21 protein-coding genes are annotated in these 23,214 nt (G+C 73.1%); 2 read left to right on the top strand and 19 right to left on the bottom strand.

The window, feature by feature from the left end; translation table 11 throughout:
- The 17 genes from EDJALFJO_RS26360 to EDJALFJO_RS26440 all read right to left on the bottom strand — a co-directional run bounded on the left by EDJALFJO_RS26360 (position 1) and on the right by EDJALFJO_RS26440 (position 18,578).
- Entirely contained in the window at positions 1–714 is a 714-nt protein-coding gene (locus EDJALFJO_RS26360) for a PilN domain-containing protein (RefSeq protein ID WP_088289303.1), read from the bottom strand.
- On the bottom strand, positions 714–1,763 hold the full coding sequence (gene pilM / locus EDJALFJO_RS26365; protein ID WP_088289304.1) for a type IV pilus assembly protein PilM: 1,050 nt from the start codon (positions 1,761–1,763) through the stop codon (positions 714–716). Before pilM ends, EDJALFJO_RS26360 begins: the two co-directional genes overlap by 1 nt.
- A 259-nt stretch (positions 1,764–2,022) precedes the next feature.
- On the bottom strand, positions 2,023–2,799 hold the full coding sequence (locus EDJALFJO_RS26370) for an A24 family peptidase (RefSeq protein ID WP_088289305.1): 777 nt from the start codon (positions 2,797–2,799) through the stop codon (positions 2,023–2,025).
- A 54-nt stretch (positions 2,800–2,853) separates the two neighbouring features.
- On the bottom strand, positions 2,854–4,647 hold the full coding sequence (locus tag EDJALFJO_RS26375) for a hypothetical protein (protein ID WP_143448795.1): 1,794 nt from the start codon (positions 4,645–4,647) through the stop codon (positions 2,854–2,856).
- 3 nt (positions 4,648–4,650) lie between these two features.
- Positions 4,651–5,367, bottom strand: a complete 717-nt coding sequence (locus tag EDJALFJO_RS26380; RefSeq protein ID WP_088289307.1) for a hypothetical protein — start codon at positions 5,365–5,367, stop codon at positions 4,651–4,653.
- Positions 5,364–6,626 carry a prepilin-type N-terminal cleavage/methylation domain-containing protein gene (locus EDJALFJO_RS26385; RefSeq protein ID WP_088289308.1) on the bottom strand — a complete coding sequence of 421 codons (1,263 nt, stop codon included), beginning with the start codon at positions 6,624–6,626 and terminating at the stop codon, positions 5,364–5,366. The genes EDJALFJO_RS26380 and EDJALFJO_RS26385 overlap by 4 nt, the downstream gene beginning before the upstream one ends.
- 294 nt (positions 6,627–6,920) lie before the next feature.
- Positions 6,921–7,391 carry a type II secretion system protein gene (locus tag EDJALFJO_RS36155; RefSeq protein ID WP_088289309.1) on the bottom strand — a complete coding sequence of 157 codons (471 nt, stop codon included), beginning with the start codon at positions 7,389–7,391 and terminating at the stop codon, positions 6,921–6,923.
- 187 nt (positions 7,392–7,578) lie between these two features.
- A complete protein-coding gene (locus EDJALFJO_RS26395; RefSeq protein ID WP_088289310.1) occupies positions 7,579–8,040 on the bottom strand; it encodes a prepilin-type N-terminal cleavage/methylation domain-containing protein in 462 nt (153 codons plus the stop codon).
- Positions 8,041–8,084: 44 nt separating this feature from the next.
- Complete coding sequence (locus EDJALFJO_RS26400; protein ID WP_088289311.1) at positions 8,085–9,308, bottom strand: type II secretion system F family protein; 1,224 nt, start codon at positions 9,306–9,308, stop codon at positions 8,085–8,087.
- 20 nt (positions 9,309–9,328) lie between these two features.
- Positions 9,329–10,678, bottom strand: coding sequence for a type IV pilus twitching motility protein PilT (locus tag EDJALFJO_RS26405; protein ID WP_233150042.1), 1,350 nt, complete (start codon positions 10,676–10,678; stop codon positions 9,329–9,331).
- A 124-nt stretch (positions 10,679–10,802) separates the two neighbouring features.
- Entirely contained in the window at positions 10,803–12,464 is a 1,662-nt protein-coding gene (locus tag EDJALFJO_RS26410; protein ID WP_088289330.1) for an ATPase, T2SS/T4P/T4SS family, read from the bottom strand.
- 140 nt (positions 12,465–12,604) lie between these two features.
- The gene (locus tag EDJALFJO_RS26415) at positions 12,605–13,483 is read right to left on the bottom strand and encodes a shikimate dehydrogenase (RefSeq protein ID WP_233150043.1); all 879 of its coding nucleotides are present in this window, start codon (positions 13,481–13,483) and stop codon (positions 12,605–12,607) included.
- 1 nt (position 13,484) lies between these two features.
- Positions 13,485–14,627: an endolytic transglycosylase MltG gene (gene mltG, locus EDJALFJO_RS26420; protein ID WP_158220573.1), complete on the bottom strand. Its 1,143-nt coding sequence runs from the start codon at positions 14,625–14,627 to the stop codon at positions 13,485–13,487.
- A 7-nt stretch (positions 14,628–14,634) separates the two neighbouring features.
- Positions 14,635–15,102 carry a Holliday junction resolvase RuvX gene (gene ruvX, locus EDJALFJO_RS26425; protein WP_233150044.1) on the bottom strand — a complete coding sequence of 156 codons (468 nt, stop codon included), beginning with the start codon at positions 15,100–15,102 and terminating at the stop codon, positions 14,635–14,637.
- A gap of 44 nt (positions 15,103–15,146) precedes the next feature.
- Entirely contained in the window at positions 15,147–17,825 is a 2,679-nt protein-coding gene (alaS, locus tag EDJALFJO_RS26430) for an alanine--tRNA ligase (RefSeq protein ID WP_088289314.1), read from the bottom strand.
- 97 nt (positions 17,826–17,922) lie between these two features.
- Positions 17,923–18,201, bottom strand: a complete 279-nt coding sequence (locus EDJALFJO_RS26435) for a hypothetical protein (protein ID WP_198950665.1) — start codon at positions 18,199–18,201, stop codon at positions 17,923–17,925.
- A 5-nt stretch (positions 18,202–18,206) separates the two neighbouring features.
- Positions 18,207–18,578: a DUF948 domain-containing protein gene (locus EDJALFJO_RS26440; RefSeq protein WP_088289315.1), complete on the bottom strand. Its 372-nt coding sequence runs from the start codon at positions 18,576–18,578 to the stop codon at positions 18,207–18,209.
- Positions 18,579–18,736: 158 nt separating this feature from the next.
- Here EDJALFJO_RS26440 and EDJALFJO_RS26445 point away from each other — a divergent pair, with 158 nt between their 5' ends.
- A complete protein-coding gene (locus tag EDJALFJO_RS26445; protein WP_158220574.1) occupies positions 18,737–19,189 on the top strand; it encodes a GNAT family N-acetyltransferase in 453 nt (150 codons plus the stop codon).
- Positions 19,190–19,299: 110 nt separating this feature from the next.
- Entirely contained in the window at positions 19,300–20,652 is a 1,353-nt protein-coding gene (locus EDJALFJO_RS26450; protein WP_088289317.1) for an IS30 family transposase, read from the top strand.
- A gap of 26 nt (positions 20,653–20,678) precedes the next feature.
- Here the strand turns inward: EDJALFJO_RS26450 and EDJALFJO_RS26455 are convergent, their stop codons facing one another.
- Positions 20,679–21,632 carry a hypothetical protein gene (locus EDJALFJO_RS26455; RefSeq protein WP_143448796.1) on the bottom strand — a complete coding sequence of 318 codons (954 nt, stop codon included), beginning with the start codon at positions 21,630–21,632 and terminating at the stop codon, positions 20,679–20,681.
- Between the two features lie 216 nt (positions 21,633–21,848).
- Complete coding sequence (locus EDJALFJO_RS26460; protein WP_088289332.1) at positions 21,849–23,213, bottom strand: replication-associated recombination protein A; 1,365 nt, start codon at positions 23,211–23,213, stop codon at positions 21,849–21,851.
- Position 23,214: the final 1 nt, after the last annotated feature.

Genomic DNA, 23,214 nt, shown 5'->3' on the forward strand with positions numbered 1-23,214 from the left:
TCAGCTCGCCTTCCCGTCGAAGCGGTGCGAGAGCGCGCTGGAGTCGATGACGATCTTCGAGGAGAAGGTCACCGGGCCGTCGTCGGCGGTGCCGCCGCCGGCCGACCGGGTCGCGCTCTGCAGGGTGGAGCCGTCGAGGCCGTCGACGCTGCCCACGGACTCCAGCCACGTCGAGACGTCCGGGAACCGGTCACCGCCGCCGGTGAAGGTGACGGCGCCGAGGCCGGACGGGACGAGCGGATCGGTCGCCGTCGTCGGTGCGCCCGAGGTGTCCATGGCGACCGTGACGTTCGTCAGCGACACCGTGTCCGGCGTCGCCGCCGCGAGGTCGTCGAAGAACCGGTACCACAGGACGTCGGAGCCGAGCGCCGCCGTCCGCGCCGTCTTGGCCTGCTCGACCCGGGACAGCACCCGAGGCACGTCGGAGTACTTGGCCTCCTCGGTGTGGAGCTGGGCGGTCCGGGCGCGGGACACGTCGAGGTCCGCCTGGGCGACCTGGACCCCGTGCAGGGACCACGCGAAGGCGAGGCCGGCCACCGCGACGGTGCCGACGACGGCCCCGGCGAGCAGCTTCTGGACGCGCCGGAACGCGCGGGCGTCGAGCACCTCCCGGGGCAGGAGGTTGACCTTGGGCACGGGGGCCCAGTCGACCCGGACCCCGCCCCCGGCCGGGGCGACGGCCTCGACCGGCTGCTGCTGGGCGTCGACGGTCATCACATGGCTCCCAGGGCGAGTCCGACCGGGACGGCCGCGAGCGGGCGGACGAAGGCGAGCTGGTTGTCGTCCAGGCCGGTCCGGCCGATCTTCAGCGAGGCGAGCGGGTCGCCCGCGACGACGGGCAGCCGGGTCGCGGCAGAGAGCCGCTCGGCGAGGCCGTCGAGCCGCGAGCCGCCGCCGGAGAGCAGGATCCGCTCCAGCGGGACGCCCGGCGTCGAGGCGGCGTAGTAGTCCAGGGAGTTGCGGATCTCGTCGACGAACTCCTGGGCGGTGGCGGTGAGCGCCTTGTTGACCGCTGCGAGGTCCTCGCTCGACCCGGTGTGGGCCGCGGTCTGCTTGAGCGCCTCGGCCTCCGCGACGGTGATGCCGAGCCGGTCGGCGACCGCGTCGGTGATGTCCTGGCCGCCCATGAGGAGGATGCGGACGAAGCGCGGGCTCCCCGCGGAGTGGACGACGACGTTCGTCACCCGGGCACCGATGTCGATGAGCGCCTCGGTCTCGACGTCCGAGCCGGTCTGCTTGCCCATCGCCCGCAGGACGGCGAACGACGTGAGGTCGACCGAGAGTGCCGTGAGGCCGGCCTTCTCGGCGCAGCGCACGTTCGCGAGCACGGTCTCGCGGGCCGCGGCGACGAGCAGGCCGCGCAGCGCACGGGCGCCGGAGGCGTCCGTCGTCTCCTCGACGGGGAAGAAGTCGAGCACCGCCTGGTCGACGGGCATCGGCAGGAAGTCCTGCACCTGGAATGGGAGGCTGACCCGCAGCTCGTCCTTGGGCATCCACGGCAGCTCGAGCTGGCGGACGATGACCCGCTGGTTCGCCACGCCCATGACGACACGCTTGTGCGAGAAGCCCGTCGCGCTCCAGAGCTGCCGCAGCGAGGCCGTCACGGGCTCGGGGTCGACGACCTCGCCGTCGCGCACCGCACCCTCGGGGAGCACCACCTGGCCGAAGCGCTCCAGGGTGATGCCGGAGCGCCCGTAGGACAGCTCGACGGCGCGGACGACCGAGGTCCCGATGTCCAGACCGATCGCGGTTCGACCCGCCATGAATGATCCCCTCCGTGGAATCGGCCCGGCGCGGTTGGCACCGGGCTCACGAGTCCAGATCGGGTCCGGAGGACGACCGCTTGAGGCGTCGGCCCCGCCCACTAGCCCGGGAGGGGCACGCTTCGTCCGATCGGCGGAGCGCCCGTCTCACGAAGGGTCACCGCGCTGGTCCCGACGAGGACGTGGCGTCGCTGGGGGCCGGGCGGGGTCCAGCAGCGCAGAGCGTAGCCGCGAGGGGCCGGGCGGGGGCCTGTGCGGATCAGGCGAGGCCGGCCGCGCGCAGGTACGCCCCGGCGACGTCCGCGCCCCAGACCGCGCCGAGCCAGGCCCCGACGATCATGTACGGCCCGTACGGGATCTGGGTCTTGAGCGACCCCCGGCCCACGACCATGATCGCGATGCCGGCGAGGCCGCCGACGAGGAAGGCGAAGAACGCCCCGGTGACGAGCTCGGACCAGCCGAGCCAGCCGAGGTACATCCCGAGCACCCCGGCGAGGCGGACGTCCCCGTAGCCCATCCCCTGCGGGTAGACCGCGTGCAGGAGCCGGTAGAACAGCCACAGCACCGCGCCGCCGGCGAGCATCCGGACGACGGACGACGTGTCCCGCGCCGCCAGGCTCGCGGCCCCCAGGAGCACCGCGGCGACCGGGTAGGACCGCGCGACGATGACGTACGGCAGCCGGAACGTGTCGATGTCGATGAGCGCCAGCGCGATGCTGATCGCCGCGAGGAAGAGGAACGCGGGGAGCACGGCGACCCAGCCCAGCCACCAGCCGACGAGCGCGAACGCCACGGCCGTCCCGGCCTCGACGAGCGGGTAGCGCACCGAGACCGGCTCCCCGCAGCACCGGGCGCGGCCGCGCAGGAGCAGCCAGGAGACGACGGGGACGTTGTCCCGCGGCGCGATCGGGGTGTCGCACCGCGGGCACGCGCTCGGCGGGCTGACCACCGACCGGTCCACGGGCACGCGCGCGACGACGACGTTGAGGAACGACCCCACGAGCAGGCCCAGGACGCCGCAGACCGCGATCAGCACGCCGAGAACCGTAGTGGACGGCTGCGGTGCGTCACGCCCCGGTCACCGGACCCGTCACTTGTCCGTGACCGTGACGACCTGCCACGGCGTCGCCGCCGGCTTGAGGAAGTAGGGCGGCTGGAGGTTCTTCAGCCGCTGGTCGTAGACGTAGTTCTTGAGGTAGCCGCTCGTCGGGCCGCCGGAGTTGCCGGTGCCGACCGGGCCCCGGTACCGCTGCGAGATCGAGCCGAGCACGTTGAGCTTGGACGAGGTCGACGACGTCGACGACAGCGCCGCGCCGTACTGCCAGTTCTGCACGAGGAAGCTGTGCCGCAGCGAGAGCACCGCCGCCTGGATCGTGTGGACGCTCGAGGACGACGACAGCAGGTTGTTCCCCGAGGAGTCGACCGGGTGGTAGACCCAGACGTAGCTGCCGGCGACGAGGCCGACCATGTCCGTCCCGGTGGCGCCGTCCGAGGCGAGCACGTCCCCGGTGACGACGACGTCGTCCTTCGCGGCGACGGTCACCTGGCCGTCCACGGTGCCCTGGACGACGGCGGTGCCGCGGCCGCAGGAGTAGTCGGTCGTGATCCCGCCGGTCCACTCCCCCGACCGCGGGACGGTCATCTTCGAGGTGTCGACGCTGCCGCACGTCGCGGTGTCGTTGACGTAGACGACGGGCGGGACCGCCTTGGTCTGGACGTTGCCGCGGTTGGAGGTGTCGAGGCAGCGCGACGGGGCGTTCGTCGTCGACGGGCTGTAGACCTGCATCGTGCTGCCCTGGAACGTGATCCGGGTCTGGCCGGTGTAGAGGCAGCCCGGGCCGGCGGCCGCCGACGGGTCGTCGATCCGCGGCTCGACGTACTTGAGGAGCTCGGAGTTGCCGTTCGGCATCGCCAGCGGTGCGGCGTAGACCGGCCAGTAGCCCTGCGTCCCGCCGGACGACAGCAGCGGCTGGCCGCTGTTCCACCAGCGCCGGGACGGGTCCGGCGGGTTGGTCCAGCTCGACTCGGTGACCGGGTCGGTGAAGAGCGGGCTGCCGCCGACCTGCAGGGCGTCGTTGCTGTGCAGCGGCCCCTGGACGATGTCGCCGGACGCCCACTGGATCTCCAGGCAGCTGAACCCCGCGACGGTGCCGGTGCTGACGACGGTCCCGGTGAGGGTGTTCGACCAGGTGTCGAGGACCCGGACCGGGTACGAGGCGGCCGCGTACGTGGGAGCGGACCGGCCCGCGTAGTAGTAGCCCCCGCAGGCGACGGGCACCCCGGTCCCCTCGTCCACGTAGCGGTACCGGGTGCCGGACGTGCCGCTGTTCCAGTAGGCGCTGCCGTTCACGGTCACCGAGGTCCGCGCGTAGAACAGCTCCGGGTCGAGGACCTCGACGTCGCTGAAGTAGATGAACCGCAGGAACCCCTTGGGCTGCAACGTCGCCGTGAGCGTCCGGCTCACCGGCGCGGCGCCCGCGCCGGGGCTCGACGTCCCGGTGGCCTGCAGCCGGATCACGCCGTTGCGCGCGGTGTCCTCGGCCGTCGACAGGAGCTGGTACCGGTAGGACGCCGCCCGGCCGGCCGAGCCCTGGATCGTCCGGCCGGTCGTGAACGCCGGGTTCGCGGAGTCGGCGCCGAGGGTCCAGTAGCTGTCGTTCGCGGTGAGCCGCGCGACGTACTCGTCGATCCCGGCCTGCGCCGCGGCGACGGCCGCCTTGGCGTCCTGGTCGGTGCGGGCCTTCGGCGCCTGCCCGATGACGAGCGCGAGCGAGGAGAGCAGGAAGAGCGTGACGACCGCCATCGTGCCGAGCACGGTGACGAGCGCGACGCCCTCGTCGGCGGCGTGCAGGCGGCGCATCGGGCGGCCCGTTCGCTGACGCATCGGCTACACCCCTCCGGAGTCGGTGAGGACGTTGGACAGCGTCACCCGGGTGAGCAGCGGCGCCCCGGGCACCTCCGGGTGCTTCGGGTCGGTCACGGTGAGGCCGACCTCGATGCTCTGGACGGCGCGCAGGTCCGTGCTCGCGAGCGCCCCGGAGACCAGGGCGACCGGTGCGGTGTCGACGCCGCCCTGGGCGAGGACGGCGGTCGCGTAGTACCGGTAGGCGGGCGGGGTCGTCGTCCGGGCCAGGCACACCGGGGTGCCGGACGGCGTCCAGGTCCAGAACGGGCCGGTGACCGCCGGGGCGGTCACCGCGACGCCCGGGGTGATCCGGCGCGTCACGCACGTGCCGTCCCAGCCGAGCTCGACGAGCGAGGCCACCGTGTCGGTGCTCTGCGGGGTGCCGGACCGGTTGAGCAGCGCGTAGAACGTCACCGACGTCGCGGTGCCCTGGACGAGGGCGGCGGACTGGCCCTTGGGCCGGACCGCGGTCCGCAGGCTGCGGCTGACGGCCTCGCCGACGATCCGGGTGTCGGCCGACGTCCCCACCCGGACGGCGACCGAGCGCGAGGCGTTCATCGTCCCGATCGCGACCGTGGCGACCCCGACGAGGACGACGGACCCGACCGCCGCCGTGACGGCGAGCTCGACGACGGAGACGCCGGCGTCGCCGCGGCGTCCCGGTCGGCCCGTGAGTCTGCGGGCGAGGCGGCGGATCACGCGGTCACCGTCAGCACGACGGTCTTCGGGCCGGACGTGTCGAGCGAGGCCGTGACCGGGGCGACCCCGTTCGCGACGGTGAACGTCCAGGTCCCGGCGGGCAGCAGGACGCCGGTCCCCCCGCCGGTCGTCGCGGGGAGCACGAAGGTCTCACCGGTGGTGCAGCGCTGCCCGAGTCCGGCGGCGTCCGCGGCGTGCGTCGCCGTGACGACCCGGCCGGCCAGGCTCGTACCGAGGAGGCTGCGGACGTCCACGAGGACCGAGCCGGTCCGCACGGAGACGCTCGTGCCGTCGGACGCCGCCGGCGAGAGGTCGACCGTCGTCACGGCGCCGCTGATCGTCTTCACGTCGGCGCACGTCCCGGCCCAGACGTCGTACACGGTCGGGAAGAGGTGCTCGGCGGTGCCCGGGAGCGCCGTCACGCAGCCGACGGCCGCCCCGGTGCAGACCGGGTAGGCGGTCTCGGAGACGTAGCTGCTGCGCAGCACCGTCCGCAGCCCGGCCGGCGCGGTGAAGCCCGTCGGCCCGTCGAGCACGAGCTGGGCCGAGCGCGCGGTGTCGTAGAGCAGCGTGCCGCGGGCGATCGTGCCCGCCGAGACGCCGAGGCTCGTGAGCGTGCTCGCCTGCGCGTTCGTCGTCCCGACGTAGCCGCCCGCGTCGACGGCCGCGGTGTACGCGCCCGGGGCCAGGCTCGTGAAGACGGCGCAGCCGTCCTCGCCGGTCGTCGTCGTCGCACCCCCCGGGGAGAGCGTCACGACGACGTCGGACACCGCGGCACCGCTCGCGCCGACGACCGACACCGCGACCGAGCCGGACGCCGTGTCGAGGCCGTCGGTGCCGATGCCGACCGCCTTGAGGGTGTCGGCCCGGACCGCCTTGACCTGCCCCATCCCGGGCCACGTCACGGTCACGGTCACGAGCTTGTAGGCCAGCCCGGCGGCGCTCGCGGTGCAGACGCTCGACGTGGCGTCGGAGGGGACGTAGGTGGCCGTCTGCTTGACCGTGTACGTCACGCCGCCGACGGTCTCGGTGCGGGTCGTGAGGCCGTCCGGGATGTCGACGGCGCGCTGCGAGCGGGCCGACTCGATCTGGCGGTCGGCGAGGTTCGCGGCGACGACCCGGCGGTCGTTCGAGGCGAGCAGGCCCGTCGTCCGCAGCACGAGGCCGAGCGCCACCGTCACGAGGATGCTGAACACGCTCATGGCGACGAGGACCTCGGCGAGAGTGAACCCACCGTCCGGCCGGCCTCGTCGCGGCATGTGCTCCCCCTCGTGGACAGTCCTGCGGCCGGGACGCGACGGTGCTGCGCCCGCGCCGTCCCGGCTGCGTCATCGACCGGACCGGGCGATCCCTTGAGGCCGGTCACCGGGGTGCGCCCGGCCGGCCTCCCGCCGTCCGTGGGTACCGTGACGGACGGCGACGGCCACCGGGGTGACCGCCGGGATGCGCGCCGACCTGTTGCGCTGCAACGCCTCAGGGGCGACTCCCCCTGCGGGAGTCGCCCCTGAGGCGTGGTCTGCGGCCGCCAGGGCCGCAAGGTCACCGGACCGAGGTCACGGAGTGGTGGCCGTGCCGCACTGACCCGACTCGAGGCCGTTCTGCGCCGAGTACTTGAAGGTCTTCGTGCTGCCGTTGGTGTCGTTGAGCGCGATGCACCACGCGGCCGCGGTCCAGCCGGTCGTCGTGGCCGTGGCGCCGGTGGCGGTCGCGGTCGCACCGAACGTGGTGACGACGGCGACGCCGCTGCTCGCCTTGCCGGCGTCGGAGCCGGCGACGGTGTAGCGGCCCGAGGTCAGCGTCACCGCGGGAGCCGTGGTGTTGTCGACGAAGTAGGTCGCGATCTCCTTGCCGAGCGTGGACACGTCGGCCTTGACCGCGGTGTCGCGCGCCTTGGCCCGCTGCGAGAGGAAGACCGGGATGGCGATCGCGGCGAGGATGCCGATGATGATCATGACGACGAGGAGCTCGATGAGCGTGAAGCCCGAGTCCTTCTCGTCGACGGACTTGCGGATGCGAGCAAGCATGCGCTGGGCCCTTCTCGAGGCTCGGCGCCCGCCGGAGAGCGGTCGCCGCGATGGTTGACGATGACGGTCCTGCATCGGCGACCCACGCCGGTTCTTGAGGGCCCCCGGCCGGCCGGTGCTGCGTTCGGGTGGCCGGTTCACCCGGACGGCCCAGGCCGCGGGGACCTCGGTCCCCTGCGGCCTGCGGTCAGGGCGCGGTCGGGCTCGAGCAGACGCCGCTCTCGAGGCCCTGCTGGGCGGAGAACCGGACGCCGGCCAGCGAGCCGTCGGGGTGCGTCAGCGCCAGGCACCAGGCGGACGCCGTCCAGCCCGTCGTGTCGACGGTCGCCGGGTCGGCGCCCGCGACGACGACGCCGGGGCTGGTCTTGCCGAGGTCGTCACCGGCCACGACGAACCGGCCGCCGGTGATGACGACGGTGGGCGGCGTCGTCGCGCCGAGCCAGTGCTCGACGACGCGCTTGCCGAGGCGGTTCACGTCGGAGCGGGTCGAGGCGTCCCGGGCCTTCTGCCGCTGGTCGGCGATGACCGGGATCGCGATGGCCGCGAGGATGCCGATGACGAGCATGACGACGAGCAGCTCCACGAGCGTGAAGCCGTCGTCGCCGGGGCGCTCCGCCGTCCTCCGGGCGGCCCGAAGGGCGCGGGTCACCGGTCCTCCTACTGGATCAGCTACTGGATCAGCTACTGGATCAACTACTGGATGAGGTCGAACACCGAGAAGATCGGCATGTAGAGGGCGATGATCATCGCGCCGACGATGCCGCCGAGGACGGCGATCATGATCGGCTCGATGAGGCTCGTGAGGGCCTCGGTCGTCGCCTCGACCTCCTGGTCGTAGAAGTCCGAGATCTTGTGGAGCATCGTGTCCATCGCGCCGGTGTCCTCGCCGACGGCGAGCATCTGGACGACCATCGGCGGGAACACCTTGTGCTCCGAGAGCGGACCGGCGAGCGACTCGCCGCGGCGCACGCTCTCCTCGACGTCCCGGGCCGCGTTCCGGATGACGATGTTGCCGCTGGTGTCGCCGACGATCTCCAGGCTCTGCAGGATCGGCACGCCCGAGGAGAGCATCGTGCCGAGGTTGCGGCTGAACCGGCTGATGGCGACCTTCTGGAAGAGCGAGCCGAAGACCGGCACCTTGAGCTTGATCGGGTCGACGACGGAGCGGACCCGGTCCTCGTGCTTGACCTTGGACCAGACGACGGCGCCGACGATGCCCAGGACGAGCAGGATCGGTGCGGCCCAGCGCATCGCGGCCGAGAGGAACACGAGCACCCGGGTCGGCGCGGGCAGCGTGCCGCCGAGGTCGTCGAACATCTTCGCGAAGATCGGCACGATGAACAGGAGCATGCCGACGACGGCGATGATCGCGATGACGAAGACGACGACCGGGTAGGTCATCGCCGACTTGATCTTGCTGCGCAGCTTGACCTCGGCCTCGAAGTTCGCCGCGATCTGGAGCAGGACGGCGTCGAGGAAGCCGCCGACCTCGCCGGCGCGCGTCATGTTCACCATGAGCGGCGGGAAGACCTTGGGGTGCTTGCCGAGCGCCGACGACAGCGACTGCCCCGTCTCGACGGCGTTGCGGACCTCGCCGAGGGTCTTGGCGAGCGGCTTGCTCTCGGTCTGCTCGGAGAGGATCGCGAGCGCCCGCAGCAGCGAGAGCCCCGAGTTGATCATCGTCGCGAACTGCCGGCTCATGACCGCGAGGTCCTTGAGCGTGACCCGGTTGCCGCCCGGTAGGGACAGCTCCTTGTTCATGCCCGCGTTGGACTCCCGGATGCTGACCGGGGCGTAGCCCATGCCCCGCAGCTTCTGGACGAGCGCAGCTTCGGTGGGCGCGTCGAGGCGCCCGCTGACGAGCTGGCCCTTGCGGTCGCGGACCGAGTAGTCGAAGGTCTTCGTCGCCGTCGCCATGTGCGTCTCCCTAGGTCGGCTCAGGCCCGGCCGGTGAGGCGGGTGTAGTCCTCGACGTGGTGGGCCTTCTCGAGACCGTGCTCGTACGTGATGCGCCGGGTCCGGACGAGGTCGGCGAGGTGCTGGTCGAGCGTGTGCATGCCGAACTGGGCGCCCGCCTGCATCGCCGAGTAGATCTGGTGGGTCTTGCCCTCGCGGATGAGGTTGCGGATGGCCGGCGTGGCGACCATGACCTCGGTCGCGACGACCCGGCCGCGGCCGTCGGCCGTCTTGCAGAGGGTCTGGCACACGACGCCCTGGATCGCGCCGGCGAGCTGGGTGCGGACCTGGGTCTGCTGGTGCGGCGGGAAGACGTCGATGACGCGGTCGATCGTCTGCGCGGCGTCCTGCGTGTGCAGGGTCGCGAAGACGAGGTGACCGGTCTCGGCCGCGGTGAGGGCGACGGAGATCGTCTCGAGGTCACGCATCTCGCCGACGAGGATGATGTCGGGGTCCTGCCGCAGGACGTGCTTGAGGGCCTGCGAGAACGAGTGCGTGTCCTCGCCGACCTCGCGCTGGTTGACCAGGCAGGCCTTGTGCCGGTGGAGGAACTCGATCGGGTCCTCGACGGTCATGATGTGGTCGCGGCGCGTCCGGTTCGCGAGGTCGACGAGCGCGGCGAGCGTCGTCGACTTGCCGGAGCCGGTCGGCCCGGTGACGAGGACCATGCCGCGCGGCAGCCCGGCGAAGTTGCTCACGGCGGGCGGGACGCCGAGGTCCTCGAGGGTCTTGATCTCGAAGGGGATCTGCCGGAAGGCGGCGCCGACCGACTCGCGCTGGCGGTAGACGTTGACCCGGAACCGGGCCCGCCCCGGCAGCGCGTAGGCGAAGTCGAGCTCGAGCTCGGTCTCGAAGCGCTCGCGCTGCTTCTGCGTGAGGATCGCGTAGACGACCCGCTGGATCAGCTGCGACGACAGCGGCCCGAGCTCGTCGAGCCCGGCGAGCTCGCCGTTGACCCGGACGACGGGCGGGGCGCCCGCGGAGAGGTGGACGTCGGAGGCACCGATGTCGAGGGCGCGTCCGAGCACCATGCCGAGGTCGAGGTCGCCCTCGCCGACACCCTGCTCGGTCGTCGCCCGCCGGTACGCCTCGCCGGAGGCGGCCTCCGCCGCCGCCGCGACCCGCGGCTCGGGCGGGTGCGGCGCGGTCGCCTGCGCGACGGGCTGGGCGACGGGGTGGGCCGCCGGGTGCACGGCAGGCTGGACGGCGACGGGCTGGACGGGCTGCTGCGCCGGGACGGCGGGCTGCGCCGGGTCGGCGAGGGCGAACCGCTCCGGAACGTACGGCTCGGCGGGCCTCGGCGGCCCGCCCGGCTGTCCCTGCTGCTCCACCGATGCTCTCCCTCGCGCGCCCTGGACTCGTGCTCGTCTGTCGATCGGCCGTCCGGCTCCCCCGCTTGAGCGCGGATGCCGCCGTCCGGGTGCCGCCGTCCGGGTCTGCGGGCCCGGCGGGGGCCTAGGCGACGACCCGGAGGATCTCCTCGATGGAGGTCACGCCGTCCCGCACCTTCGCCATCCCGTCCTCGCGCAGCCGGCGCATCCCCTCCCGGCCGGCGACGCTGCCGATGTCGGTCGACGACGCCCGCTGCACGGCGAGCCGCTCGACGTCCTCGGTGACCGCCATGACCTCGTGGAGCGCGAGGCGGCCCTTGTACCCGGTGCGCGCGCACGCCGGGCAGCCGGCGGCCCGGTGCAGCGTGGGCACCTCCTGGCCGGGGATCCACGGGTAGCGGGCGGCGAGGAGCTCCTCGGGCGTCGGCTCGTAGGGCTCCTTGCACTTCACGCAGAGCCGCCGCGCGAGCCGCTGGGCGAGCACGCAGTCGAGCGCGGAGCCGACGAGGAACGGCTCGATGCCCATCTCGGTGAGGCGGGTGATCGCCGACGGCGCGTCGTTCGTGTGGAGGGTCGAGAGCACGAGGTGCCCGGTGAGGGCCGCCTCGACGGCGATCTGTGCCGTCTCGTGGTCGCGGATCTCCCCGACGAGGACGACGTCCGGGTCCGAGCGCAGGATCGACCGCAGCGCCGCCGCGAACGTCAGGCCGGCCTTCGCGTTCACCTGCACCTGGTTGATGCCCGGCAGCCGGTACTCGACCGGGTCCTCGACGGTGATGACGTTGATCTCCGGCCGGGCCACGAGGTTGAGCGTCGCGTAGAGCGTCGTCGACTTCCCCGAGCCGGTCGGTCCGGTCACGAGGATCATCCCGTAGGGCTTGGTGAAGCTCGCCGAGTAGCGGGTGAAGTTCTCGTCCGTGAAGCCGAGGTCGGACAGGGCCAGCCGGGCCGTGGAGTTGTCGAGGATGCGCATGACGACCTTCTCGCCCCACACCGTGGGCAGGGTCGCGACGCGCAGGTCGATCTTCTGGCCGCCCGTGGAGACCGAGAGCCGGCCGTCCTGCGGGATGCGGCGCTCGGAGATGTCGATGTCGGCCATGATCTTCAGGCGCGAGATGACGCCGGACTGGATCGACCGCGGCGAGCGCATGACGTCGTGGAGGACGCCGTCGATCCGGTAGCGCACCCGCAGCTCGTGCTCGCCGGGCTCGATGTGGATGTCGGACGCCCGGTCCTGGATCGCCTGGGTGATGAGGAGGTTGACGTACTTGACGATCGGCGCCTCCTCGACCACCTCCTTGAGCCGGCCGAGGTCGTCCTCCTCCTCGACGGCGAAGCTGCTGCCGAGGTCGTCGAGGTCGGCCTCCGCCCGGCAGAGCCGGTCGACGGCGGCGAGCAGGTCGTCGCGGGTCGCGACGACCGGTCGCGGCTCCCAGCCGGTCATCGACCGGACGTCGTCGAGGGCGAACACGTTGCCCGGGTCCGCCATCGCGAGCAGGAGCTTGCCGTCCTCGTAGCCGATCGGCAGGACGGCGTGCCGGCGGCAGACCGCGGCGGGCACGAGCGCGACGGCCGAGCCGTCGACGTTGTAGTCGGTGAGGTCGACGAAGGGCAGCCCGATCTGGTGGGCGAGCGCCGCGACGAGCTGGGCCTCGGAGAGGACGCCGTGCTCGACGAGGACGCGCCCGAGGCTGCGCCCCTCGCGCTGGTGGACGTCGTACGCGGCGGCGAGCTGGGCCTCGTCGACGAGGCCCCCGTCGAGGAGGATCTCCGCGAGCTGCTTCACCACGTGCGCCACCGGCGGCGACGCTCCGCGGGCTGGGAGCCGGTCGCCGTCATGGCGCGGTCATCGGCAGCCGGCGCCGCACGCTTGAAGGAGGTCCACCGCTCGGCCCAACCGCCGCGGGGGCCGTCCGGGTGGCCGGGTCAGCGGCGCGCGACCTCGGCCTCGACGGCGGCCCGCATCGCCGCCACCGGGGGCTCGAGCCCGGTCATGAGCCGGACCTGCTCGGCCGCCTGGTGCAGGAGCATCGCCAGCCCGGAGACCACGGGGCCGCCCGCCTGGGCCCAGGCCCGCGCCAGCGCGGTCGGCCACGGGGCGTAGACGACGTCGAGCAGCACCGGCGGCGCGGCGCCGTCCCGGACGGCGGGGGCGACGAGACCGGCCGCGAGGGCGTCGGCGAGGGCGTCCGCCGCACCCGCGGGCAGCGTCGAGACGACGACGGCCGGGGCCGCGCCGACGACGTCCGCCGCGTCGAGGGCGGCGAGCCGGACGTCGAGCCCGAGCCGCTCCCCCGCGGCGACGACGTCCGCGGACCGCCCGGCCGAGCGGACGTGGACCCGCGGCGCACGCACCCCGAGGTCGCGCAGCGCCGCGACCGCCGAGCACGCCGTCGCACCCCCGCCGAGGACGGCCGCGGTGCCGGCGGACCGGACCCCCGCCCCGGCCAGCGCGGCGACGATGCCGTGCACGTCGGTGTTGTCGCCGACCGGGCCGGCCGGTCCGAAGGTCACGGTGTTGACCGCGCCGACGGCGCGGGCGAGGTCGCTCTCCGCGGCGAGCAGCGGCCGGACGACCCGCTTGAGCGGCATCGTGAGCGAGAGCCCGGCCCAGGACGCGTCGAGCCCGGCGAGGAAGGCCGCCATGCCGTCCTCGGCGACCTCGACGGCGTCGTACCGCCACCGGGTCAGCCCGAGCGCCTCGTACGCGGCCCGGTGCAGGGTCGGCGACAGCGAGTGCGCGATCGGGCTGCCGAGCACGGCGGCCCGCCGCACCCCGTCGGGTGCGGTGCCGGGGCCGGTCACGTCAGGTGCCCTGCGGGTGGTCCCGCAGCCACTTCTGGAACTCGGCGATGTTCTTCTGCGCCTCGGCGTCCGTCGTGGCGAACTTCGTCTCGCCCGTCTCCGGGTTCACGGTGACCCAGTACAGCCAGGTCCCCTTGGCCGGGGCGAGGGCCGCCTCGATGGCGTCCGCGCCCGGGTTGCAGATCGGCCCGACCGGGTAGCCCTTGACGTAGTAGGTGTTGTACGCAGACTTCGTGTCGCGTTCCTTCTTCGTCGTCGTGACGCCGAAGCGCTGGACGGCGTACGACGTCGTCGAGTCGAGCTGGAACTTCCAGCCCTTCTTCGTCCGGTTGTCGAGCACCCGGGCCATCTTCGGGTAGTCCGACGAGCGGCCGCCCTCGGCCTGCAGGATGCTCGCCTCGGTGAGGACCTTCCACTCCTGACCCGCCGGCACCCCGGCGGCGGTCAGCTCGTCGAGGGTCTCGGTGACCATCGCCGTGAGCACGCTCACCGCGGTGTCCCCGGGCTCGACCTCGTACGTCTTGGGGAAGAGGAAGCCCTCGGCGGGGAACTTGAGCCCCTTCTTCGAGGTCGCCCACTCCGGGATGCCGAGCGCCGCCGGGTCCTTGAGCGCGGCCTGGAGGTCCTTCTTCGGGATCCCGGTCTTGGCGATGATGTCGACGATCTCGGCGACGCGCTTGCCCTCGGCGACCGTGAACGTCTTGACCTGGCGGTTCTTCGGGTCCGCGAGGAGCGCGATGGCACCAGAGGACGTCATCTGCAGCCGCAGCTCGTACGTGCCGGGCCGGATCTTCTGCGCGCGGGGGTCCTTGTTCGCGGCGTCGACGAAGGCCTTCGCCGACTTGACGACCTTCTTCTCCGCGAGGATCCGGCCGATCGTGCGACCCGACGCGCCGTCCGGGATCTTCACCATGACGCTGCCGGTGCCGGGGCCGGGGAAGTCGCTCGGCGCGGTGAGGCTCGCGATGATCGGCTTGGCGCCGAACCACACGGCCGTCCCGGCCAGCGCAAGGATCACCAGGCTGACGAGGACCGCGACCAGCGAACGGCGCTTGCGCTTCTTGCGGCGCTTCTCCTGGGCCCGCTGGCTGCGCCGGACCCGCCCGGGGGGTGGCTGCAGCCCGGGCAACTCGACGTCGCTCACCACGTCGTCACGCCTCCCGAGCCTCCTCCGGCGCCGACCCGGACTCCACGAGCGAGCCGGGCGCGTGCCCCGACGCCCTTTCGGCGTCGAGTGCGTACTGCAGGATCACCACCGCGGCCGCCTGGTCGACGACACCGCGGTGCTTGCGGGCCGCCACCCCAGCACCACGTAGAGCGGCCGTCGCCGTCACCGTCGACAACCGCTCGTCGACGAGCCGTACCGAAACCGGCGACACCGCCCGCGCGACCTCGCCAGCGTAACCGCGGGCGGCCCCCGCCGCTGCCCCCTCGGCCCCCGACAGGCCCGTCGGAAGCCCGACGACAACCTCGAGAACCTCCCATTCACGGACAAGATCTACGAGGCGGTCAATGTCCGACCGGTCCCGTTTGTCCCGCTTCAGGGTCTCTACGGGCGTCGCGAGGATGCCGTGCGGGTCGCTGCGCGCGACACCGACCCGCACCGAGCCGACGTCCACCCCGAGCCGTACGCCGCGACGCACGTCCCCGCCCGCCTCCCCGGTCAGCGCCCCGCCGTGACGCGCTCGCCCACGGCGTGCTCGAGCTTGGTCAGCGCCTCGGCGACCCGGGCCGGGTCGGTGCCGCCGCCCTGGGCGACGTCCGGCTTGCCGCCGCCGCCACCGCCGAGCACCCCGGCCGCGACCTTGACGAGGTCACCGGCCGCGACGCCCCAGCGCCGGGCCTCCTCGTTCGTCGCCGCGACGACGACCGGGCGGCCCTTGGTGACGCCGCCGACGGCGACGACGGCCGGCCGGTCGGCGGGCATCCGGCCGCGGACGTCGAGCGCGAGGGTGCGCAGGTCGTCCGCGGTGGCCTCGCCCGCGTCGTGGGTGACGACGCCGACGCCGAAGACGTCGACCGGCTTGGCCGCGAGCGAGCCCGCGACCGCGAGCACCTGTCCGGCGCGGATCTGGTCGATCTCCTTCTGCGCGTCGCGCAGCTGGGCGACGAGGGCCGCGACCCGGTCGGGCAGCTCCTCCGGGCGCACCTTGAGGACGTCGGTGAGCTGGGAGACGAGCACGTGCTCCCGCGCCGACCAGGCGTAGGCGTCCGCGCCGACGAGCGCCTCGACCCGGCGGACGCCGGAGCCGATCGAGCCCTCGCCGAGCAGCCGGACGACGCCGAGCTGGCCCGAGCGCCGGGCGTGCGTGCCGCCGCAGAGCTCGCGCGCCCAGTCACCGACCGAGATGACGCGCACCTGGTCGCCGTACTTCTCGCCGAACAGCGCCATCGCACCCGCCGCGCGGGCCTGCTCCTGGCTCATGATCTCGGCGTGCACCTCGAGGTCCTCGATGAGCAGCGCGTTGACCCGGGCCTCGACGTCGCGCAGGGCGCTCGCCGGCAGGCCGTTCGGGGACTGGAAGTCGAACCGGAACCGGCCCGGGGAGTTCTCCGAGCCCGCCTGGGTCGCGGTGTCGCCGAGCGCCTCCCGGATCGCCTTGTGCACCATGTGCGTCGCGGTGTGCGAGCGGCTGATCGCCTTGCGCCGCTCGACGTCGACGATGCCCTGGGCCTCGGAGCCGACCCGGACCTCGCCGGACACGACCCGCGCCCGGTGGACGACGATGCCCGTGATCGGGGACTGCACGTCCTCGACCTCGAGGACCGCGCCGTCGACCTCGATCCGGCCGGCGTCGGCGAGCTGGCCGCCGCCCTCGGCGTAGAACGGCGTCCGGTCGAGGACGACCTCGACCCGGGTGCCCTCCGTCGCGGACTGCGCGGTGACCCCGTCGACGACGAGCCCGGCGACCCGGCCGACCGACACGACCTCGTCGTAGCCGGTGAACTCGACCGAGCGGCCGATCGAGTCCGCGATCGCGCGGTAGCTCGACAGGTCGGTGTGGCCGGTCTTCTTCGCCTTGGCGTCGGCCTTGGCCCGGTCGCGCTGCTCGGCCATGAGCCGGCGGAACTCGGTCTCGTCGACGGTCAGGCCCTGCTCGCCGGCCATCTCGAGGGTGAGGTCGATCGGGAAGCCGTACGTGTCGTGGAGCTGGAACGCCTGCGGCCCGGACAGCGTCGTGCCGCCGGCCGCCTTGGTCTTCTCGACCGCGACGTCGAGGATCGTCGTCCCGGCGGTCAGGGTGCGCCGGAACGCCTCCTCCTCCGCGTCGACGATGGAGCGGATCCGGTTGAAGCCGCTCTCGAGCTCGGGGTAGGACGCCTTCATGCGGTCCTTGCTCACCGTCGTGAGGTCGGCGAGCACCGGGTCCTCGACGCCGAGGAGGCGGACCGACCGGACGACGCGGCGCAGGATCCGGCGCAGCACGTAGCCGCCGGCCTCGTTGGACGGCGTGGCGCCGTCCCCGATGAGCATGAGGCCGCTGCGGACGTGGTCGGCGACGACCCGCATCCGGACGTCGTCCTCGTGGTTCGCGCCGTACCGCCGGCCCGACAGCTCCTCGACCCGCTTGATGACGGGGAAGATCTCGTCGATCTCGTACATGTTGTCGACGCCCTGGAGCAGGTACGCGACGCGCTCGAGGCCCATGCCGGTGTCGATGTTCTTCGCGGGCAGGTCGCCGCGGATGTCGAAGTCGACCTTCGTGCGGACCGCCGACAGCTCGGACTGCATGAAGACGAGGTTCCAGATCTCGAGGTACCGGTCCTCGTCGACGACCGGACCGCCGTCCTTGCCGTACTCCGGGCCGCGGTCGACGTAGATCTCGCTGCACGGGCCGCCGGGACCCGGGACGCCCATGTGCCAGTAGTTGTCCGCCAGGCCCCGGCGCTGGATCCGCTCGTCGGGCAGGCCCGCGATCTTCTTCCAGAGGTCGATCGCCTCGTCGTCGTCCTGGTAGACGGTGACCCAGATCGTGTCCGGGTCGAAGCCGTAGTAGCCCTCGGCCTGCGAGCCCGTGACGAGCTGCCAGGCGAGCTCGATGGCACCGGCCTTGAAGTAGTCGCCGAACGAGAAGTTCCCGTTCATCTGGAAGAACGTGCCGTGCCGGGTGGTCTTGCCGACCTCTTCGATGTCGAGGGTCCGCACGCACTTCTGCACGCTCGTCGCGCGCGGGTACGGCGGGGTCTCCTGGCCGAGGAAGTACGGCTTGAAGGGCACCATGCCGGCGTTGACGAACAGCAGCGTCGGGTCGTCGTAGAGCAGCGGCGCGCTCGGGACCACGGTGTGCCCGTGAGACTCGAAGAAGCGCAGCCAGCGACGGCGGATCTCAGCCGTCTCCATCTCGGGGCCTCCGGTCGTGTTCGTGTGGCTCGGTGGTGCTCGTCGGGTGGTTCTCGTCTCGTGCGTGGTGCTCGCGCGCCGTCCGTGGCGCGGTGGGTCAGCGGTCGCCCCGGCCCCGGGTCGGGTTCTCCAGCAGCGCCCGGGCCTCGTCCTGCGTGATGACCCCGGAGTCGACGCCGAGGGCGACGCGCAGCTCCTGCTCCCGCTCGTCCATCGCCTCCCGGACGACGTCCGCGGCGTCCCGGACGGCGTCCGCGAGGTTCGACAGTGAGCGCCCGACGCCCTCCGGAGAGTACTGGTCGACGGTCTTCGTCAGCTTGCGCACCACGAGGACGCCGGCCGTGGCGCCGAGCGCGATCCAGAACAGCCGCTTCATCGCGCTCAGCCCTTCCGGCGCGAGCGGCCCGAGGACCGGCCGTTCATCGCCTGCCGGACGCCGTAGCTGAAGGCGGCGACCTTGACGACGGGCGAGCCGAGGGTCGCCGCGAAGAGCGCGGTGAGCGCCGAGACGTTCGTCGACACCTGCGCCACGTTGTCGGTGATCGAGTCGACCTTGACGAGCTGGGCGTTCGTGCTCGCGACCGTCGTCGTCACCTCGGACAGCAGCGGGACCGTGCCGTCGGAGATGCCGCGGACCGTCACGCGGGTCTCCTCGAGGACCTTGCCCAGCTTGACGAGCGGGTAGGCGAGGAAGCCGACGAGCAGCACGAACGCGAGGGCCGCGATGAGCCCTGCGACGTCGCCGAGGGACATGCGTTGCTCCCCTGTGCGGTGTTCTGGACCGGCACGCGGGCCGGACGGACGGGACGCCCGCGCGTCGTCCGCAGGCGCGGTCCGGGCGACGTTCGGGCTATCGGGTGACCTTATCGCCTCCTTCGTGCACCGCTCGGCACGGGCGTACGCTCCCGCGCGTGGAGACGGTGCCGCAGGTCAGACGGCTCACGGACGACGACGTGCCCCGGGTGCTCGAGGTGCTCGACCTCTCCCGGCTCTCCCCCGGCGCGACGACGTCCCCGACCGGGTTCTACGTCGTCGCCTGGGACGGCGGCACGCCCCTCGGGCACGCCCACCTCGCGCTCACCGACCCGCCGGAGATGCAGGACGTCCTCGTCGCCGAGGGCGCCCGCGGCCGCGGCGTCGGCCGGGCCCTCGTCGAGGCGCTGCTGCACGAGACGCGAGCGCTCGGCGCCGACCGGCTGCGCCTGACGGTGAGCGAGGACAACGCGGCCGCGCGCGCCGTCTACGCGCGCCTCGGCTTCACCGACACGGGGCTGCCGCCGTACCGGGTCCACGGCACGATCCAGATCCGCAGCGGCCCGATCGAGGTCGACGACACCCTCCTGACCCTGGAGCGCCCGGTCTGACGCACGCGTCCCGCCTCTGCGGTGGATCGTCCGGCACAGGGCGGATTCAACTGGTGGTCGCAACACCTCGATCGTGGAGGTGTCTTGTGGATCGGCCTGGTGGGCGTCCGATGCGTAGGAGTGGGTGGCCGGGGCGTGCGCCCGGGGTTGCGCCGGTCCGGTTCGAACTCGAGCGGGTGTTCTGGCGACAGATCGCCGCGGGGCTGAGCACCGAGGACGCGGCCGCGGTGATCGGCGTGTCCGTTCCGACCGGGCATCGGTTGTTTCGTGATCGTGGCGGGATGCCGACGTTCATGCTGCTGCCGGTCAAGGGCCGGTACCTGTCGTTCGCCGAGCGCGAGCAGGTCGCCCTTGCGAAGGCCGCAGGCGATGGGGTTCGTGAGATCGCCCGTCAACTGGGCCGTGACCCGGGGACGATCTCGCGCGAGCTGCGCCGTAACGCCAGCCTGCGTAACGGCAAGCCGGTCTACGTGCCGTCGTCGGCGCACTGGAAGGCCGAGATGAGGGCCCGTCGCCCCAAGCCGGCGAAGCTGGCCGTCAACCCCCGGCTGCGCAGGTACGTCCAGGAACGCCTGTCCGGGCAGGTCCGCCGCGCGGACGGCACCCCAGTCCCCGGGCCGGCGACGGCGCCCGTGCTGCGCAGGCGCCCTGAGCGGGGGCGGGACCGGCGATGGGCGACGGCGTGGAGCCCGGAGCAGATCTCGCGCCGGCTGCGGGTGGACTTCCCCGACGATGAGTCGATGCGGATCTCACCGGAGGCGATCTACCAGGCCGTGTTCGTCCAGAGCCGTGGGGCACTCAACCGCGAGCTCGTCGCCTGCCTGCGGACCGGACGCTCGCTGCGCAGCCCGCGCGCCCGAGCACGCCAGCACCCCGGCAACCACGTCACACCCGACGTCGAGATCAGCCAACGGCCGGCCGACGCCGAGGACCGAGCGGTCCCTGGGCACTGGGAAGGCGATCTGATCATCGGGGCGGGCAAGACCGCGATCGGGACACTGGTCGAACGCACCACCCGTTTCACGATGCTCCTGCACCTGCCTCGAGACGGTGACGCGCCCAGCCGCAGCACGCTCAGCGGCTACGGCGCCGCGGCCGTCCGCGCCGCGATCGCCGCCCAGATCACCACCCTGCCCGAAGAACTACGACGGTCACTGACCTGGGACCGGGGCAAAGAGCTCGCCCAGCACGCGCAGTTCACGATCGACACCGGTGTCCGGGTCTACTTCGCCGACCCGCACAGTCCTTGGCAGCGAGGCACGAACGAGAACACCAACGGCCTGCTCCGCCAGTACTTCCCCAAGGGCACCGACCTGACCCGCTGGACCCGCGACGACATCGAAGCCGTCGCCGCCACCCTCAACGCCAGACCCCGAAAGACCCTCGACTGGCGAACCCCCGCAGAAGCCCTTGACCAGCTACTGTCCAGCCCACCAGCAGCCGGTGTTGCGACCACCGGTTGAACCCGGGCAGCGCCCGACGATCGACCTCAAGGAAGCGGATCCGTGGACGGAACGAGCGGCGCGACGGGACAGGCGGGGCCGCACGGGGTCGGGGTACCGCGCCAGCCCCGGTGCCGCAGCACCGTGATGACCTCGACGGCCATCCCGCAGGGGTCGTCCACCGTCTCGTGCCAGCCGTACTGGAGGCTTCGGTCCCCGACCACGGTCACGGAGTTGTCCCGGCCACGGTCGAGCCAGGCGAGCCAGCGCGGATGCGCCTCGAGACCGTCGAGCTCGACGACGAGGCCCCACCGCCGGTACCGGACGTCGCGGTAGCGGTTGCGGACCTTCCGCCCGCGCCCGTCGTGCACCGGCTCGGGCCGGTTGCAGTGACCACGGGGCAACCCGTGCGGGCGTTCGACGCCGCGGCGGTATCGGCGCTCGAGCGCCGACTGCACGCCCTCGGCGGTCTCGCCGAGCACCTCCACCAGCAGCCGGCGGTGCCGGTGGTGCGCACGGGCGTCCAGCGCTGACCGGAGCCGCTCCGGGGAGGTGCGCCGGCTCGCGGTGGCCCGGATGACGAGGTCGACGACCGCGGCCTCCTGGGTCGCCTCGTCGGCCAGGTCGAGCACCGCCTCCTCGAGGCGCAGCCGCGGCGGCTGCCGGGCGGGGTGCACCCGACCGTCGAGCCGGCGCCTGCGCACGACACGGACCCGGCCGACACCCCGCGGCTGGACGACGTGCCGCGCGCCCGGCACGCAGACGGTCATGACGGCGGGCGGTCCGTCGTGCACGCCCCACAGCCACAGCGCCGTCGTCCCGCCGAGGGCCGCGCCGTCGCCGGCGGCCAGAACAGCGGCCCATGCCCGGGTGAGGGCCGGGACCGGCCCGGTGAAGGTCGCGTAGACGCCGGGGTGCAGGCCCTGCCACCGGCGGGAGTCGAGGAGCGCGTCGACCTGTCCGGAGGTGAGCCCGAGCCCGAGCAGCTGGGGCCGGCTCACGACCCCGGCCTGGGCGGCGGCGAGCGCACGCCACGCGTCGGCACCCGCGTGCCGCCACCGCGCCGACCTCCGGTCCCGCCCCACCACGGCCGCAGATCATGCCCAACCCCGGCCACGGACGCCGCCCGTCATCCACAGGCGGCAGGCGGGCGCCGTTCTGCGGTTGATCGTCCGGCCCGTCGCCGGACGATCAACCGCAGAACGGCCGCACCTCGGTCAGCGACGCCGGAGGATGTCCCGCAGCCGCTGCAGGCGCGTCGTCAGCTCGCGCTCGAAGCCACGGTCGGTCGGGGTGTAGTACTCGCGGCCGTCGACGCCGTCCGGGGCGTACTGCTGGGACGCCACCCCGAGCGGCTCGTCGTGCGAGTAGACGTACCCCTTGCCGTGGCCGATCTTCTTCGCCCCCGCGTAGTGCGCGTCGCGCAGGTGCGGCGGGACCGGCCCGCCGAGGCCGGCGCGGACGTCGGCGACGGCCGCGTTGATGCCCATGTACGACGCGTTCGACTTCGGGGCGAGCGCGAGGTGGACGACGGCCTGGGCGAGGATGATCCGCGCCTCCGGCATGCCGATCATCGCGACCGCCTGGGCGGCCGCGACGGCGGTCTGGAGCGCGCTCGGGTCGGCCATGCCGACGTCCTCGCTCGCCGCGATCATGATCCGCCGGGCGACGAAGCGCGGGTCCTCCCCTGCCTCGAGCATCCGGGCGAGGTAGTGCAGGGACGCGTCGACGTCCGAGCCGCGCATCGACTTGATGAGGGCGCTCGCGACGTCGTAGTGCTGGTCGCCCGCGCGGTCGTAGCGGACCGCGGCCCGGTCGACGGCGCGCTCGGTCGTCGCGAGCGAGACCGGCGCCGGCCGGGCGGCCGACTCGTCGAGCGCCGCACCGGCGGCCGCCTCGAGCGCGGTGAGCGCGGCCCGGGCGTCCCCGCCGGCCATCCGCACGAGGTGCGCGCGGGCGTCGTCCTCGAGGGTGACGGCGCCGCCGAGCCCGCGGTCGTCCGCGACGGCCCGGTCGAGCAGACCGCCGATGTCGTCGTCCGAGAGCGGCCGCAAGGTGAGCAGCAGCGAGCGGGACAGCAGCGGCGACACGACGGAGAAGGACGGGTTCTCCGTCGTCGCGGCGACGAGCACCACCCAGCGGTTCTCCACGCCGGGCAGCAGGGCGTCCTGCTGGGCCTTGGTGAAGCGGTGGATCTCGTCGAGGAACAGGACCGTCTCGCGGCGGTGCAGGTCGCGGGCGTCCCGGGCCTCCTCCATGACCCGCCGGACGTCCTTGACCCCGGCCGTCACCGCCGACAGCTCGACGAACCGCCGCCCCGTCGCCTTCGACACGACGTGCGCGAGCGTCGTCTTGCCGGTGCCCGGCGGCCCCCAGAGGATCACGGACGCCGGGCCGGCCGGCCCGGAGCCGCCCTCGGCGAGCCGGCGCAGCGGCGACCCGGCGGCGAGCAGGTGCCCCTGGCCGACGAGCTCGCCGACCGACGTCGGGCGCATCCGGACGGCGAGCGGCAGCCGGACGGCGCCCGACGACACGCCGTCGTCGTCCGTGTCGTCGGGGTCCGGTGAGAACAGGTCCGTCACG

The sequence above is a fragment of the Kineosporia sp. A_224 genome, from assembly GCF_002198655.1.
In the GTDB taxonomy this organism is placed as follows: Bacteria; Actinomycetota; Actinomycetes; order Actinomycetales; family Kineosporiaceae; genus R-H-3.